The organism is Nonomuraea candida (genome assembly GCF_000725485.1).
Classification (GTDB): Bacteria; Actinomycetota; Actinomycetes; order Streptosporangiales; family Streptosporangiaceae; genus Nonomuraea; species Nonomuraea candida.
Window position 1 is genome coordinate 67579 of record NZ_JOAG01000020.1, and the last position, 15069, is coordinate 82647.

The following is a 15069-nucleotide window of genomic DNA, read 5'->3' on the forward strand; positions in this document are numbered from 1 at the left end:
TCTCCGGGGCGGGGCGATGAGCGTGGAGCACGGCCATCCGCTGCGGTTCGGCGTGCTGCTCACGCCGCGTGACGGCGAGCGGGCCGGGGCGCTGGCCGAGCGGGCCCGGATGAGCGAGGAGCTCGGGTACGACCTCGTCTCCTTCCGGGACGTGCCCGGCGGTCTCGACCCGTGGACGCTCCTGAGCTGGGCCGCCGCCCGCACCGCCCGCGTCCGCCTCACCACCCACGCCCGCGCCCACGGGGCCGGGGCGGACCACCCGGCCGTCACGGCGCGGGCCGCGGCGAGCCTCGACCTGCTCACCGATGGCCGCGTCGAGCTGGTCCTCGACGGGGCGGACGGCACGCTGAGCGAGACCGTCGACGTCATCCGCGGCGTCTGGGCCGCGGCCGAACGCTCGCCCCTGCGCTTCGACGGCGAGCACCACCGCCTGACCGGCGCGGAACGCGGCCCGGCCCCGGCGCACAACCTCCCGCTCTGGATCACCGCCACCACGGGCGGGGCGCAGGCCCTGCGCGTGGCCGGACGCAAGGCCGACGGCGTGCTCCTCGTCCCGGCGACCGGGGACGCGCCGCTCGCCCCGGACCCCGGCGGCGTGCTCCTCGCCCCGGACCCCGGCGGGGTGCCGGCCGGCCCGGGCACCGGGGACGGGCTCGCGCGGGCCGCCGCGCTCATCGACGAGGCGGCCACGGCGGCGGGACGCGACCCGCGCGAGATCCGCCGCGCCGCGCGCATCACCGGCCGTTTCACGCCCGAGTCCGAAGGCTTCCTGACCGGCCCGCCCCGGCGGTGGGCCGACGACCTGCTCCCGCTGATCCGCGACCACGGCCTCAGCACGTTCATCCTGGCCACGGACGACCCCGGGACGTTGCGGCGCTTCGCCGTCGAGGTGGTCCCGGCGCTGCGGGCGGCCAGGGGAGAGGTGGCGGAGCGGACCCCGGCCAGCCTGTTCGTCCGCCGCCACCGCCGGGAGGGCATCGACTACGACGCCGTCCCCGCCGCGCTCGCCGGCACCGCGATCGAACCCGGGGACGCGGGGTTCGCCCGCGTGCGCTCCACGTACATGCGCGGCGGATCCCCCGGGCTGGTGCTGCGCCCCGGCACGCCGGAGGAGGTGGGGCAGGCCGTGCGCTTCGCGCGTACGCAGCCGGTGAAGCTGTCGGTCCGCAGCGGCGGGCACGGCATCAGCGGCCGTTCGACCAACCACGGCGGCATCGTCATCGACCTGTCACGCCTGCACGCCATCGAGATCCTCGACAAGGCGGCCCGCCGCGTGCGGGTGGAGCCGGGCGCGCGCTGGAGCGACGTCGCCGCCGCGCTGGCCCCGCACGGCTGGGCGCTCAGCTCCGGCGACTACGGCGGCGTGGGCGTCGGCGGCCTGGCCACGGCGGGCGGCATCGGCTGGCTCGTCCGCCAGCACGGCCTGACCATCGACCGCCTCCGCGCCGTGGACCTGGTGCTGGCCGACGGCACCCGCGTGCGCGCCGACGAGACCGAGCACGCCGAGCTGTTCTGGGGCGTGCGCGGGGCGGGGGCCAACTTCGGCATCGTCACGTCGTTCGAGTTCGAGGTGGACGAGGTGGGGGACGTGGGGTTCGCCCAGCTCGTCCTGGACGTCACCGACACGGCCGGCTTCCTCGAACGCTGGGGCGCCGCCATGGAGGCCGCGCCCCGCGACCTGACCAGCTCCGTCATCATCGGCCGGCCCAGCCCCGGCCGGCCGCTCATCGGCCAGATCATGGCCGTCGTCAACTCCGGCGACGCCCGGACGATCATCGACCGGCTGCAGCCGATCGCCGCGACGGCCCCGCTCCTGGACCACTCCATCCAGGTCCAGCCGTACGCGTCGGTCATGCACGTCCCGCACCGCCCGCACGACGGGCAGGGTGAGCCCGTCACCAGGGCGGCGCTGGCCGACCACCTCACGCCGGAGCTGGCCGCGGCGGCCGGGCGGCTGATCGGCACCGGGCTGACGTACTTCTTCCAGGTCAGGGCCGTGGGCGGCGTCGCCTCCGACGTCCCGCCCGACGCCACCGCGTACGCGGGCCGGTCGGCGAACTTCAGCCTCGTCGCCTTCGGCTCCAGCCGGCGGGGGCTGGACGCGGCCTGGGACGAGCTGCTGCCGCACTTCAACGGCACGTACATCAACTTCGAGACCGACCTGCGCCCCGAACGGGTGCACGACGCCTACCCCGGTCCCACGCTGCGGCGGCTGCGGGCGCTGAAGCGCCGCTACGACCCGGACAACGTCTTCCGCGACAACTTCAACATCACCCCGTCGGACCCCTGACCCGATCCCCGGCCGCGCCGCGCCGCACCGGGCCCCGGAGCGACCCGGGCGCGGCCGGCCGGGAGAGGGTGGCGCGAGGGCTCACGCCAGGTCCCAGAGCAGCCGGTAGTAGGCGATGCGCTCCTCGTCGGGCTCGATCCCGTACCCCTCGTACACGTGGCCGTCGTAGCCGGGCCCGTAGTCGTCCACCGTGCTCCACGCCGCGACGGCGAGGTCGGCCCAGCGGTCGGCGACGCCGAGCGAGCCGAGATCGACGTGCGCGGCGAACGTGCCGTCGTCGTGCAGCAGCGTGTTCGGCACGGACGCGTCGCCGTGGCAGACCACCGCCCGGTCGATCGGCGGCGGCGCGCCGATGCGCGCCCGGGCCTCGGCGAGACCCAGGCGCCGGTGCTCGGGCGCCCAGTCGGCCGGCCCCTCGCCGGCGGCGATGCGCTCGTCGGCGCGCCGCAGCCGCCGCGCCACGCTCCACTCGAACGGGCACTCCGCCACGGGCAGGGCCTCGTGCAGCAGGCGCAGCCCCCGGCCGATCGCCCGCGCCGCGACGGCCGGCTCGGCGGCCCAGCGCGGGTCCACCGCGGACACGCCCGGCACCGCCCGGGTCACCAGCCACGCCCCGCCGGCGTCCTCGCCGTGCTCCAGCACGGGCGGCACGCTCGCCCACCGCGCGGCCCAGGCCAGCCGCTCGGCCTCGGCGATCAGATCGATCTCGGGCGTGCCCGCCGCGACCCACTTGGCGTAACGGGCCGCGCCGAGCCGGAACGTCAGCCCGCCCAGCTCGTTGCGCCACACAGGCGTGATCTGCTCGCCCCGCGCCAGCGCGGCGACGACCTCCGGGACGGCGACGGGACCGGCGGGGACCTCGGAATCGACGGAACTGCTCACAAAGACATGATCCTTCCGGGCGGAGGGCCGGTGCCGCAAACGGGTTTCGCGCCGCTTGACCTTGACGCGACGTCAGCGTCTTGACTGGGCGGCAGGTGGGCGACCGCCACCGGAAACGACCCCGAGAGGTGCCGAAACCGATGACTCTGCCGTTCGACCGGCCCGACCCGCTCACGCCCCCGCCCCAGTACGCCCGGCTGCGCGCCGAAGCGCCCGTCGCCCGGGTGCGCCTGCCCGACGGCCGCCCAGCCTGGCTCGTCACCTCCTACGACGCCGTCGCGACCGTCCTGTCCGACCGCCGTTTCGGCCTGGTCCCGCCCGGCGCGTCGTACCCGGGGAACGAGACCCTGTTCCAGGACGGCGAGGCGCACGCCCGGTTGCGGCGGCTGGTGTCGAAGGCGTTCGGGCCGCGCGCGGTGGAGGGGATGCGCGGGCGCGTCGAGCGGCTCGCCGACGAGCACGCCGCCGCGCTCGCCCGCTCGGGTCCGCCCGCCGACGTGGTGGCCGGGCTGGCCGCGCCGCTGTCGGTCACGGTGATCGGCGAGCTGCTCGGCGTGGACGCCTGCGACCGCGAGCGCTTCGGCGCCCTGGCGGGCTCCGGCGGCGGCGCGGACTTCGTGTTCGGAGACGAGGCCGAACTGGCCGCGGCGGCCCGGGCGTGGGAGGACCTCACCGCGTACGCCGCCACGCTGGTCGCGGCCAGGCGGGCGGCTCCCCGCGACGACCTGCTCAGCTCCCTGATCGCGGTACGGGACGCCGGCGACGGCCGGCTCTCCGACGGGGAGCTCGTCGCCATGGCCGCCACCATCGTCTCCGCCGGGCACCTCTCGGCCCGCAACGCCATCTCCGCCGCCGTGCTCCGGCTGCTGTCCGGGACGGACGGCGCCCCCGGCGGCGCGCGGGGCGCCTGGGCGGCTCTGGCACGGGAGGACGGCGCGGGGCGGGCCGCCCTCGTCGAAGAGGTGCTGCGGCTGCAGGCCGGGGTGACCGGCGAGCCCTTCCCCCGGTACGCCCAGACCGGCCTCGACCTGGCCGGGACCCCGATCGGCGCGGGCGACCTCGTGCTGGTCAGGCTGGAGGCCGCGCACCACGACCCGGCGCACTTCCCCGACCCCGGCGCGCTCCTGCCGGGCCGGCGCTCCAGCCCGTCCCTGGCGTTCGGCCACGGCGTGCACTACTGCCTCGGCGCGCCGCTGGCCCGGCTGGAGGTGGGGGCCGCGCTGGGCGCGCTGGCCCGGCGGCTGCCCGGCCTGCGTCTCGCGGACCCGGCCGACAAGGTGGAATGGGTGCGCGACGGGGTGGACCTGGGGCCCGCCGCCCTGCACGTCACCTGGTGACGCCTCGTCCGGCCACCGCCCGCAGGAAGGCCGCCGGACGTACGTGGGAGAAATTTCCCGCGATCCGGTCACATCTTCTCCGGCGCATCCGTCATAGCGGTGACCCCGCACGAAAGGGGGGTCGCTGACATGACAGGAGCTGACCAGACATGACGAACACCGACCTGCGCGGCGCGGTGGCGGGCCGGGTGCTGCTGCCCGGCGACGAAGGGTTCGAGCAGGCGGCCAAGCCGTGGAACCTGTCGGTGCGCCAGCCCGTGGCCGCCGTCGTGGAGGCCGCCGACGCCGGCGACGTGGCGGCCGTGGCGCGCTTCGCGTCCGCCCGGGGGCTGACCGTGGCCGCGCAGCCCAGCGGGCACGGCGCCACCGGCGACACCGAGGGCGTCATCCTGCTGCGCACCCGGCGGCTGGGCGGCGTGGAGGTGCGCCGCGAGGAGCGCACGGCCCGGGTGGGGGCCGGCGTCACGTGGGGCGAGGTGCTGGCCGAGGCCGGGCCGCTCGGGCTGACCGGCCTGGCGGGCAGCAGCCCCGTCGTGAGCGTGACCGGCTACACCCTCGGCGGCGGCCTGAGCTGGTTCGGCCGCAAGCACGGGTTCGCCGCCGACAGCGTGCGCTCCTTCGAGGTGGTGCGCGCCGATGGCGAGACCGCCACCGTGACCGCCGGGTCCGACCCCGACCTGTTCTGGGCGCTGCGCGGCGGCGGCGGTGACTTCGCGCTGGTCACCGCCATGGAGTTCGACCTGTACCCGGCGCCCGCCCTGTACGGGGGGCGCATGCTGTGGCCCGGCCACCGCACCCGCGAGGTGTTCGAGGCCTTCCTGGAGATCACCGCCGAGGCGCCGGACGAGCTGGCCGTCTGGTTCAACCGGATGCAGTTCCCGCAGGCCCCGCCCATGGTCGGCGTGGACGTCGCCTTCCTCGGCGAGGAGGGCGACGGGCGCGCCCTGCTCGCGGCGCTCGACAAGATCGACGACGTGATGGCCGACAAGCGCGGGCCGGTGCCCGTGGCCGAGCTGGGCGGCATCACCGCCGAGCCCACCGACCCGTCGCCCGGCCGCTCCCGCGCCGAGCTGCTCACCCGCCTCGACGAGGCGGCCATCGGCACGCTGCTCGACTCGCCGCTGGAGCCCGTGGTCGGGCTGCAGGTCAGGCACCTGGGCGGGGCGCTGGCCGCCGCCCGGCCGGACGCCGGTCCGAGCGGTCCCGTGACCGAGCCGTACCTGCTCTACCTGCTGGGCTTCGCGCCCACCCCGGAGGCGGGCGCGGCCGCGGGCGACCGGCAGCGGCGCCTGGCCGAGGAGCTCGGCGGAGCGGTCAGCGGGCGCAAGCCGTACACGATGCTGGGCGGCGGGGAGCGGGCCGCGGCGGCCTTCTCCGAGCAGGATCTCGCCCGGCTGCGCGAGATCAAGCGGGCCCGCGACCCGCGCGGCGTGCTGCGCGCCAACTTCCCCGTCCTGGCCTGACCACCCCGTCCCGCGCGGGGACGGCTCAGGAGCGGGCCGGGCGGGGCACGCCCGCCATCACGGCTGGGCCTGACGCGGGAGCCGGCCCCGGTGCCGGCGTCAGGGGGTGCCGGAGCGGCAGATGGGCGAGGTGTGGTACTCGACCGAGGCGCCGGTCGCGTCGGAGATCACCGCCCGGATGTCGACGCTGAAGCCGGGCTGGCAGCCGATGCCGACGAAGGTCCGGTCGTTGAACGCCGCCACGAGGCCGCCGTTGACGTACCAGCGGATGGCGATCGGGGCGACGCCGCCGGTGAAGGAGACGGAGCAGAGGAAGCGCCGGGCCAGCGGCTCGCAACTGCGGCTGGTCAGCGTCAGGCTCATGGCGGCCGCCGTGGACCCGCTCGCGGCCGACGCCGTGGACCCGCTCACGGCCGACGCCGCGGAGGCGGACATCGACGCGGAGATCGACGCGGAGGTGTTCGCGGTCGCGGTCGCGGACGCGGGGGAGGGGAGGGCGGCCGGGGCGGCGAGCAGGCCGGCCGCGAGCGCGACGGGCAGGGCGAACCGGCGGGGGCCTCTCGGTGACGTGCGCATGTCTGTCTCCTTGTCGGGGGACGGAGGCGAATGACGTGGTGCGCTGACGGGCCCACGGTACGGGACCCGCCCGCTGATTCGCCCGCGCCGCCGTCACGGATGACGGCTATCGGCCCGGACCCTGAGGACCGACGAAGCCGAAACCTCCCCGAGGGCTCCGGACCCGCGCCCACGCGGCCGGCGGGCCCGGAACCCGAGAAGGTCAGGCGTGGTGGTACTGGATCGGGGCGGCGACCTCGTGGCCGAGCTGCCGGGCTGCCGGACTGCGTGCCGACCTCCAGGGCGAACCGGGCCCGGCCCTCGAAGGAGCCACCGTACCCGCCGGTGCGGTGGTTGCTGTGCCGAACGGGATCGCGCTGGGCCGACCGGTAGCCGCGCGGGCGATCTCGGAGCCGGGAGCCCCGCTTCCGGCGGCCTTCCGCGCCGGCCGGGTATGAGACGATGCCGGACGAAGGCGACGGCGGAACGAGGAAGCCGGTGTGAATCCGGCGCGGTCCCGCCACTGTGATCGGTGAGCGAGCCCCGAACGCATGGCCACTGCCCCCGGGCGGGAAGGCCGGGGTGAGCGACGACCCGAGAGCCAGGAGACTCACGCGGTCGCCTCCTCAGGGAATTGGGGCGGATCTCCCCAAGAGAGGACGGTGACGACGGCCATGCCGCCAGTTCGGCGTGACCCCTTTCCGCTGCCCGGCACGCGGGCCTTCTCCTGTGATCCCGCCCTGGTCGTACCGGTCAGGAAAGGTCCCGCTCATGACGCGCCGACGCTCGCGCACCCTCCCGCTCTTGGCATCCGTCCTGCTCCTGGCGGCCGGATGCGGCACCGCCCCGCCAGGCGGCCCGCCGGGCGCCCCGGCGGAGGGGCCGCCGCCGGCCGCCGTCGCGGGGTTCCCCGTCACGGTGGTCAACTGCGGGGTGACCACCACCTACCGGCAGCCGCCGCGCCGGGCGGTCACCATGAACCAGCACGTCACCGAGATCATGCTGGCGCTCGGGCTGGAGAAGTCGATGGCCGGCACCGCCTTCCTCGACGACCGTGTCCCGGCCCGGTACGAGGCCGCGTACAAGAGCGTCAAGGTGCTGGCCGAGGAGTACCCCTCGTACGAGGCGCTGCTGTCGGCCGAGCCCGACTTCGTCTACGGCGGGTTCGACAGCGCCTTCGACGCCAAGGAGGGGCGCGGGCGGGAGACGCTGGCCAGGGCCGGCATCCAGACCTACCTCAACCTGGAGGCCTGCCCGTCGGGGCCGGTGACCATGGACCTGCTGGAGGAGGAGATCCGCACCATCGGCCGCATCTTCGGGGTGAACGGCCGGGCCGAGACGCGCGTCGCCGAGATGCGCGCCGTGCTGGACGGCGTACGGCGGCGGCTCGACGGCGCCGGGGAGGGCGGCGGCGCCGGGGAGGGCGGCGAGGCGGGGCCGGTCAAGGTGTTCGTCTACGACAGCGGCGACAAGACCGCCTTCACCGCCGGCGGCGCCGGCATCGGCAACGACATGATCACCAGGGCCGGCGGCGTCAACCTCTTCGCCGACCTGGACAAGGCGTTCGGCGACGTGTCGTTCGAGCAGGTCGCCGAGCGCGCGCCGGAGGTGATCGTCATCTACGACTACGGCGACCGGACGGCGGCGGACAAGAAGCGCTTCCTGCTGGCCAACCCCGCGCTCAAGGACGTGCCCGCGATCAAGGAGCAGCGGTTCGCGGTGCTGCCCCTGTCGGCCACCGTGCTGGGCGTCAGGGCGCCGGAAGGCGTCGAGTCGCTGGCCCGCCAGCTCCGTCCCGAGCTCTTCTCGTGACCGGGCTGCGCGCCCGGGCCACGGCGGCGCGCCGCCGCGCCCGCCTGCCATTCAACGCCCGCCTGCCACTCAACGCCCGCCTGCCACTCAACGCGCGCCGGCCGCGAGAGGCACGCCGGACCCGCCGGACGCGCCTGCCGTACGGGGTGTTGCTGGCCCTGCTCGGGGCCGCGCTGCTGGCGGCGGCCACGGCCGGGATCGCCGCCGGTTCCGTCGGGCTGGCGGCGGGCGACGTGTGGCGGATCGTGCTGCACCGGATCGTCCCCGCCCTGGTCGAGCCCACCTGGCCGCCGGTCAGGGAGACGATCGTGATGGACGTGCGCGTGCCGCGCGTGCTGCTGTGCGGGATCGTCGGGGCCGGGCTGTCGGTGTGCGGGATGGCCCTGCAGGCGCTCGTGCGCAACCCGCTGGCCGACCCGATGCTGCTCGGCGTCTCCTCCGGGGCGAGCGTCGGCGCGGTGCTCGTCCTGGTCCTGCACGTGTCGCTGTTCGGCGCGTTCTCGCTGCCCCTGGCGGCCTTCGCCGGGGCGCTCGCGGCCCTGTCGACGGTCTACTTCCTGGCTCGCTCGGGCGGGCGGATGACCACCGTACGGCTGGTCCTGGCCGGGGTGGCCACCGCCGAGGTGCTCTCGGCGGTCGCCAGCTACCTCATCGTCACCTCCGGCGAGCCGCGCAAGGCGGAGTCGGCGATGCGCTGGATGCTGGGCGGGTTCGGCGGCACGACCTGGGAGCTGGTGCCGATCCCGGCGGCGGCGGTGCTGCTCGGCACGGTGGCGCTGCTCGGCGTCGCCCGCCCGCTCAACCTGCTGCTGGCGGGGGAGGAGGCGGCCGCCTCGATGGGGCTGAACGCGCACCGCTTCCGCGCCTGGTCGTTCGTGCTCGTCGCGCTGGTGATCGGCGCCATCGTCGCGGTCAGCGGCTCGATCGGGTTCGTCGGCCTGATGCTGCCGCACGTGGCGCGCCTGCTGGCCGGCGCCGACCACCGCCGCGCCCTCCCGGTCGTCGCCCTGCTGGGCGCGGCCTTCCTGATCGCCGCCGACCTGGCCGCGCGCACCGTGATCGCGCCGGAGGAGGTGCCGATCGGCGTGCTGACCGCGCTCGTCGGCGGCCCGTTCTTCCTGTGGCTGATGCGCCGGAAGGCGTCCCGATGACGCAGGACCGGCCGACGGGGCGAGGCGTCCCGATGACGCAGGACCGGCCTACGGGGCGAGGAGGCCCGATGACGCAGGACCGCACGGTGACGCGGGGAGCCCGAGGACGCAGGGGAGGCCGATGATGCCCGGCAGGATCCGTCTCGAAGGGGTGGGAGTCAGGGCCGGTGGGCGTGACCTGGTGCGCGAGGTGAGCCTGGAGGTGGCCCCCGGTGAGGTCGTCGCGCTCTGCGGCCCCAACGGCGCCGGCAAGTCCACCCTGCTCCGCACCCTCTACCGCGCCCGGCGTCCCACCTCGGGGCGGGTGCTGCTGGACGGCGAGGACGTCTGGCGGATGGGCGGCAGGCGGCTGGCGCGCCGGCTGGCCGCCGTCATGCAGGAGACGCCGGGGGAGTTCGACCTGAGCGTGTACGAGGTCGTGGCCATGGGGCGCAGCCCGTACAAGCGGGCCTTCCAGGGCGACGACGCCGAGGACCGCGGGATCGTCACGGCCGCGCTGACCGCCCTCGACGTCACCGCGCTGGAACGGGCGCCGTTCGACCGGCTGTCCGGGGGCGAGAAGCAGCGGGTGCTGATCGCCCGCGCGCTGGCCCAGCAGGCTGGGACGATGGTGCTCGACGAGCCCACCAACCACCTCGACCTGCGCCACCAGCTCGACGTCCTCGGCCTGGTGCGCGGCCTGGGCGTGACCGCCGTGGTCGCGCTGCACGACCTCAACGTGGCCGCCGTCTTCTGCGACCGCATCTGCGTCATGGCCGCCGGCCGCGTCGTCGCCGACGGGCCGCCCGCCCAGGTGCTGACCGCCGCCCTGCTCGCCGAGGTGTACGAGGTGGACGCCGAGGTGAGCCCCCACCCCCGCACCGGCGTGCCGCAGATCAGCGTGCTCCCCGGCCCCGCCGGGAAGTCCCCGTGGTGACGGTCGCGGCGGCGCGCATGGCCGATCATGGAGGCCGGCGTGCGGGCCGTGCGGGCCGTGCGGGCCGTGCGGGCCGTCTGGGTCGTGTCGGCCCGGGTCGCGCCAACGGGCCGTGCCGTACGAGAGGAGATCGGCGGGCATGAGCGAGGCCGCGCGGATCGACGGCGAGACGGTCGGGCGCCTGCTGTCGCGGCGCGTGACGGGGTACGAGCCGCTGCCCGGCTTCGCCGCCAACACCGTCGCCCTGGTGACCCTGGAGCCCGGCGTCCGCGCCGTCTTCAAGGCCGCCGGCGCGCGCGAGGTCGAGGTGGAGCTGTGGGCTCTGCGGTCCATGGCGGCGCGGGGCGTCCCGGTGCCCGAGGTGATCGCGGGGGAGGCGGACGCGCAGGTCCCGTACCTGCTGACGCGGTTCGTGCCGGCCGGGGCGGGGGTCACCACGGCCGAGGCGGCGGCCGGGCTGGGGCGGCTGCTGCGCGGCGTGCACGCCCTGCCCGTCCAGGGGGCCGGCTTCTTCAAGGAGTCGGCCGGCCCGCCCCCGTACGCCGGCGAGGGGAGCTGGGCCGGGCTGGTCGCCGCGACGGCCGATCGGCTGCTCCAGGTCGCCGGCGTCCTGACCCCGCCGCTGCTGTCCCGGTGCCGGGAGGTCCTGCTGGACCGCGCCCGCTGGGGCCAGCCCTGCGTGTTCGTGCACGGCGACCTGCATCCGCGGCACGTCCTGTCGGCCGGGTCCCGCATCGCGGGCGTCATCGACTGGGCCGACTGCGGCGCGGCCGGGCCGTGGCTCGATTTGGCCAGAGCGGAGTTCGGCGCGGCCCGCCTGCGGCGCGCCATGCTGGAGGCGTACTTCCCGGCGGGCGTCCCGGCCGACGCGCCGCGCCGCCTGGCCGAGCACCGGCTGCTCCACCTGCTGCTGGCCCTGATCTGGGAGTACGAGTGCGGCGGCGACTGGCTGCACGAGCGCGTCCCCGGCATCGAGACGGCACTCGGCGCGGTCGCGGCCGCTGAGTCGCGGCCCGGCTAGGCTCGGCTCGTGCCGGCCCGGGTCACGCCACGGGCCGTGCCATCGAGGTCGTCCCCGGGGTGTGCCGACGTGGCCACCCCACGGGCTGTGCCGGCGCTCCCGGGTTGTGCCGGTGGTCGTTCCCGGGTTGTGCCGGTGTGGTCAGGCGGGGAGGTCGACCGTGAGGTGCGGGGCCAGGGAGGCGAGGAAGTCCGCCGCGTCGAACAGGGCGCCCGCCGAGATCACGCCGGCCGGGGCCGCCTCGCGGGTCCGGCCGTCCAGGAGGCGCTGCACGGCCTCGACCGCCAGGGGCGCGCTGATCGCGTAGATGTCGCGGCCGCGTGCCGTGGCCCGGCGCTCGGCGCCGCCCGCGCTGACCACGACGTCGACGACGAACGTCTGGTCCGAGAGCCCCGACGCGTCGGCGGCCTCCGGTGGCGGGGTGTCGCTCGCGGCCAGGTCCCTGGCGGCCTCGACGGTCATGTAGGTGCGCACCTCCGGCACGGCCACGTGGCTGGGCACGGTGACGACGTCCGCCATGGTGAACTCCGCGATCACCCTGCGCCGGCCGAGCGGCTCGGGGAAGAGCCAGTCCTGCTCCCGCACCTGGTCGTCGTGGTACTCCAGCGCGCCGTTGGCGAAGCGGACCCGGCGGCCGGAGCGGCGCTGGTGGGAGACCTGGCCGGCCGTCCTGGTGCCCGCCGTGGGGTGCCAGCCGCTCAGCCCGTACGCCACGTGCACCACGTCCGCCGCGGCCGGTCCGCCCGCCTGGTCGCCCAGCGCCGCGGTCACCAGCAGGTCGCCCAGCCCGCCGTAGAACGCCATCGCCGGCACCACGGGCGTGCCCGCCTTCCTGGCCGCCTCCCCGTAGCCGGCGAACATCGCGGCGTTGGCCTCGATCTCCGCCGCGACGTCCACGTACGGGATCGCCGCCCGCAGGGCCGCCTCGACCACCGGGCCGGCCGTCACCGCGAACGGCCCCGCGGCGTTGATCACCGCCGCCGCCCCCTCCAGCGCCCGGTCCAGGGCGGCGGGGTCGTCCACCGTGGCGGGGCGCACCACGACCTCGCCCCATTCCTTGGCCAGCGCCTCCAGCCGGGCCGCGTCACGGCCCGAGACGATGGGGGTGAAGCCACGCCGGAGCAGCTCGGCGACGACGAAACGCCCGGTGTGCCCCGTGGCCCCGTAAACCGCCACCTGAACCGGCGCGTTGTCCGGCCCGGCCTGGGATGTGCTCATGATGCTCCTGATCTCGAAGTGTCGCGGTGTCCACTGTGGCGGAGCGGGCCACCCCGCCGTGAGAGTCTGGAACGCCATCATCCATACACTTTCGGACATGCACACCGTGGCACTGGCGGCCGCCGGCCATCTCCTGCACTTCGAGCTGGCGGTCGCGTACGAGATCTTCGGCAACCCCCTGCCCGACGGTCCGGAAGACTGGTACGAGATCCTGCTCTGCGGGCCGGGGCCCGTGCGCGTCGGCCCGTTCACCCTCGAACCGGAGCACGGCCTGGAGCGCCTGGCAGACGCCGACACCGTGATCGTGCCCGCGTGCGCGGACGTCGACGAGCCGCCGCCCCCGGAGCTGATCGCGGCCGTCCGGGTGGCGCACGAGGCCGGCGCCCGCGTCGCCTCCCTGTGCACGGGGGCGTTCGCCCTCGGCGCGGCGGGCCTGCTGGACGGCCGGCGGGCCACCACCCACTGGGCGCACGCCGCGGAGCTGAGCGCCCGCCACCCCCGGGCCATCGTCGATCCGGACGTGCTCTACACCGACAACGGCAGCGTGCTCACCGCCGCGGGCAAGGCCGCCGCCGTCGACCTCTGCCTCCATCTGGTCCACCTCGACCACGGCGCCACCGTCGCCAACGCGGTCGCCCGCCGCCTCGTCATGCCGCCGCACCGGCCCGGCGGCCAGGCCCAGTTCGTGGCCACGCCGCTGCAGGCCACGGGCGACCACCTGCTCGCCGGTCTGCTCGACTGGGCCCGGGAGCGGCTGGACCGGCCGCTGACGGTGGCCGACCTGGCCCGGCGGGCGAACCTGAGCCCGCGCCACCTGGGGCGGCGCTTCCGGGAGGTGACCGGTCAGACGCCGCTGCAGTGGCTGCTGATCCAGCGCGTACGCCGGGCGCAGGAGCTGCTGGAGAGCACCGACGAGAGCGTCGAGTCGGTGGCCGTGGCCACCGGGATGGGCACGGCCACGACGCTCCGGCGCCAGTTCCGGCGGGTCGTCGGCGTCCCGCCGGACAGCTACCGCCGCGCGTTCCGCGCCGCCCCGCCCGCCTGACCCGCACCCGCCGATCGCGACGTGGGGTCAGGGGACGGCGACGGGCTCCGGGGCCGGGGCGGCCGGGCCGGTGCGGGCGTAGCGGGAGGGTGGGCGGCGCAGGCCGTAGTTGGCGCGCAGCGTGCGGCCCTCGTACTCGTACCGGAACAGCCCCCTGTCCCGCAGCTCCGGCACCACGTGGTCCACGAAGTCGGCCAGCCCGCTGGGCAGCAGCGGCGGCATGATGTTGAACCCGTCCGCGGCCCCGTTGAAGAACCACTCCTGGAGCTGGTCGGCGATCTGCTCGGGCGTCCCCGCCACGACCCGGTGCCCGCGCCCGCCCGCCAGCCGCGCCAGCAGCTCCCTGACGGTGAGCCGCTCGCGCCGGGCCAGGTCGACGACGAGCCGGCGGCGGCTCTGCGCGCCCTCGGTCTCGGCGGGCACCTCGGGCAGCGGCCCGTCCAGATGCTCCTCGGTCAGCTCGACACCGGTCAGGTGGGAGAGCTGGGCCAGGCCGTACGCGGGGATGATGAGCTCTTCGAGCTCCCGCTCCAGGGCGCGCGCCTCCCGCTCGGTCGAGCCGATGACGGGGGAGATGCCGGGCAGGACGAGCAGGTCCTCCGGCCGCCGCCCGTGCGCGGGCAGCCGCCGTTTGAGGTCGGCGTAGAACTCCCTGGCCTCGCCCAGCGTCTGCTGGGCGGTGAAGACGGCCTCGGCGTGACGGGCGGCGAACTCCTTGCCGTCCTCCGACGACCCGGCCTGCACCAGCAGCGGGTGCCCCTGCGGCGGGCGCGAGGTGTTGAGCGGCCCCTTGACGGAGAAGTGCGGCCCGGCGTGGTCGATGTCGTGGATCCTGCCGGTGTCGGCGTACAGGCCGGCGGCGCTGTCGGCCAGGATCGCGTCGTCCTCCCAGCTGTCCCAGAGCTTGGTGACCACGTCCAGGAACTCGGCGGCGCGGGCGTACCGGTCGGCGTGCGCGGGGCGTTCGACGCCGAAGTTGCGGGCCTCGGCCTCGCCGGCGGAGGTGACGATGTTCCAGCCCGCCCGGCCGCCGCTGATGTGGTCGAGCGAGGCGAACTTGCGCGCCACGTGGAAGGGCTCGTTGTACGTCGTCGAGACCGTGGCGATGAGCCCGATGCGCTCGGTGACCGTGGCCAGGGCAGCCAGCAGCGTCAGCGGTTCGAGGCCGCCGAGCGCGTTGTGGCGCACCTTGCCGGGCAGCGCCACGCTGTCGGCGAGGAAGACCGAGTCGAGCCTGCCGCGCTCGGCGATCCTGGCCAGCTCCTGGTAGTGGCGGATGTCGGCGATCCTGGCCGGGTCGCTGCGCGGATGGCGCCAGGCGGCCTCGTGGTGTCCGACGCCCATGAGGAAGGCGTTGAGGTGCAGGGTCTTCGTCACGT

Annotated in this window: 12 protein-coding genes and 1 riboswitch; of the genes, 8 read left to right on the forward strand and 4 right to left on the reverse strand. The window is 75.9% G+C overall.

Going from position 1 to position 15069, the window contains the following annotated elements:
• The first annotated feature begins 16 nt into the window (after window positions 1–16).
• The gene (locus tag IO39_RS20730) at window positions 17–2290 is read left to right on the forward strand and encodes an LLM class flavin-dependent oxidoreductase (protein WP_043625624.1); all 2274 of its coding nucleotides are present in this window, start codon (window positions 17–19) and stop codon (window positions 2288–2290) included.
• A gap of 81 nt (window positions 2291–2371) precedes the next feature.
• On the opposite strand, the gene IO39_RS20735 is transcribed toward IO39_RS20730, so the two are convergent.
• Window positions 2372–3172 carry an aminoglycoside 3'-phosphotransferase gene (locus tag IO39_RS20735; RefSeq protein ID WP_043625627.1) on the reverse strand — a complete coding sequence of 267 codons (801 nt, stop codon included), beginning with the start codon at window positions 3170–3172 and terminating at the stop codon, window positions 2372–2374.
• 140 nt (window positions 3173–3312) lie between these two features.
• On the opposite strand from IO39_RS20735, the gene IO39_RS20740 reads away from it, so the two are divergent.
• Entirely contained in the window at window positions 3313–4509 is a 1197-nt protein-coding gene (locus IO39_RS20740) for a cytochrome P450 (protein WP_043625629.1), read from the forward strand.
• Window positions 4510–4658: 149 nt separating this feature from the next.
• Window positions 4659–5972, forward strand: a complete 1314-nt coding sequence (locus IO39_RS20745; RefSeq protein ID WP_043625632.1) for an FAD-binding oxidoreductase — start codon at window positions 4659–4661, stop codon at window positions 5970–5972.
• 99 nt (window positions 5973–6071) lie between these two features.
• Here the strand turns inward: IO39_RS20745 and IO39_RS54600 are convergent, their stop codons facing one another.
• A complete protein-coding gene (locus tag IO39_RS54600) occupies window positions 6072–6548 on the reverse strand; it encodes a hypothetical protein (RefSeq protein WP_157548681.1) in 477 nt (158 codons plus the stop codon).
• A gap of 429 nt (window positions 6549–6977) precedes the next feature.
• A riboswitch (cobalamin riboswitch) is annotated at window positions 6978–7154 on the forward strand.
• Window positions 7155–7331: 177 nt separating this feature from the next.
• Here IO39_RS54600 and IO39_RS20760 point away from each other — a divergent pair.
• The 4 genes from IO39_RS20760 to IO39_RS58940 all read left to right on the forward strand — a co-directional run bounded on the left by IO39_RS20760 (window position 7332) and on the right by IO39_RS58940 (window position 11427).
• Complete coding sequence (locus IO39_RS20760) at window positions 7332–8339, forward strand: ABC transporter substrate-binding protein (protein ID WP_245642100.1); 1008 nt, start codon at window positions 7332–7334, stop codon at window positions 8337–8339.
• Entirely contained in the window at window positions 8336–9490 is a 1155-nt protein-coding gene (locus tag IO39_RS20765) for a FecCD family ABC transporter permease (RefSeq protein ID WP_342671428.1), read from the forward strand. The genes IO39_RS20760 and IO39_RS20765 overlap by 4 nt, the downstream gene beginning before the upstream one ends.
• A 124-nt stretch (window positions 9491–9614) precedes the next feature.
• Window positions 9615–10406 carry an ABC transporter ATP-binding protein gene (locus IO39_RS20770; RefSeq protein ID WP_157548684.1) on the forward strand — a complete coding sequence of 264 codons (792 nt, stop codon included), beginning with the start codon at window positions 9615–9617 and terminating at the stop codon, window positions 10404–10406.
• A gap of 139 nt (window positions 10407–10545) precedes the next feature.
• Window positions 10546–11427: a phosphotransferase family protein gene (locus IO39_RS58940; RefSeq protein WP_043625644.1), complete on the forward strand. Its 882-nt coding sequence runs from the start codon at window positions 10546–10548 to the stop codon at window positions 11425–11427.
• Window positions 11428–11568: 141 nt separating this feature from the next.
• On the opposite strand, the gene IO39_RS20780 is transcribed toward IO39_RS58940, so the two are convergent.
• Window positions 11569–12645: a saccharopine dehydrogenase family protein gene (locus tag IO39_RS20780; RefSeq protein ID WP_052423133.1), complete on the reverse strand. Its 1077-nt coding sequence runs from the start codon at window positions 12643–12645 to the stop codon at window positions 11569–11571.
• A 97-nt stretch (window positions 12646–12742) separates the two neighbouring features.
• On the opposite strand from IO39_RS20780, the gene IO39_RS20785 reads away from it, so the two are divergent.
• Window positions 12743–13690 (forward strand): helix-turn-helix domain-containing protein, encoded by a 948-nt coding sequence (locus IO39_RS20785; RefSeq protein WP_043625647.1) that lies wholly within the window; start codon window positions 12743–12745, stop codon window positions 13688–13690.
• 27 nt (window positions 13691–13717) lie between these two features.
• Here the strand turns inward: IO39_RS20785 and IO39_RS20790 are convergent, their stop codons facing one another.
• A complete protein-coding gene (locus IO39_RS20790; RefSeq protein ID WP_281200103.1) occupies window positions 13718–15067 on the reverse strand; it encodes an LLM class flavin-dependent oxidoreductase in 1350 nt (449 codons plus the stop codon).
• Between the last annotated feature and the right edge of the window lie 2 nt (window positions 15068–15069).

What these genes read in the sequence shown, in the direction of transcription:
- IO39_RS20730 (WP_043625624.1), top strand. Translation starts at nt 17, where the DNA reads ATGAGCGTGGAGCACGGCCATCCGCTGCGGTTCGGCGTGCTGCTCACG.
- IO39_RS20740 (WP_043625629.1), top strand. Translation starts at nt 3,313, where the DNA reads ATGACTCTGCCGTTCGACCGGCCCGACCCGCTCACGCCCCCGCCCCAG.
- IO39_RS20745 (WP_043625632.1), top strand. Translation starts at nt 4,659, where the DNA reads ATGACGAACACCGACCTGCGCGGCGCGGTGGCGGGCCGGGTGCTGCTG.
- IO39_RS54600 (WP_157548681.1), bottom strand. Translation starts at nt 6,548, where the DNA reads ATGCGCACGTCACCGAGAGGCCCCCGCCGGTTCGCCCTGCCCGTCGCG.
- IO39_RS20770 (WP_157548684.1), top strand. Translation starts at nt 9,615, where the DNA reads ATGCCCGGCAGGATCCGTCTCGAAGGGGTGGGAGTCAGGGCCGGTGGG.
- IO39_RS58940 (WP_043625644.1), top strand. Translation starts at nt 10,546, where the DNA reads ATGAGCGAGGCCGCGCGGATCGACGGCGAGACGGTCGGGCGCCTGCTG.
- IO39_RS20780 (WP_052423133.1), bottom strand. Translation starts at nt 12,645, where the DNA reads ATGAGCACATCCCAGGCCGGGCCGGACAACGCGCCGGTTCAGGTGGCG.
- IO39_RS20785 (WP_043625647.1), top strand. Translation starts at nt 12,743, where the DNA reads ATGCACACCGTGGCACTGGCGGCCGCCGGCCATCTCCTGCACTTCGAG.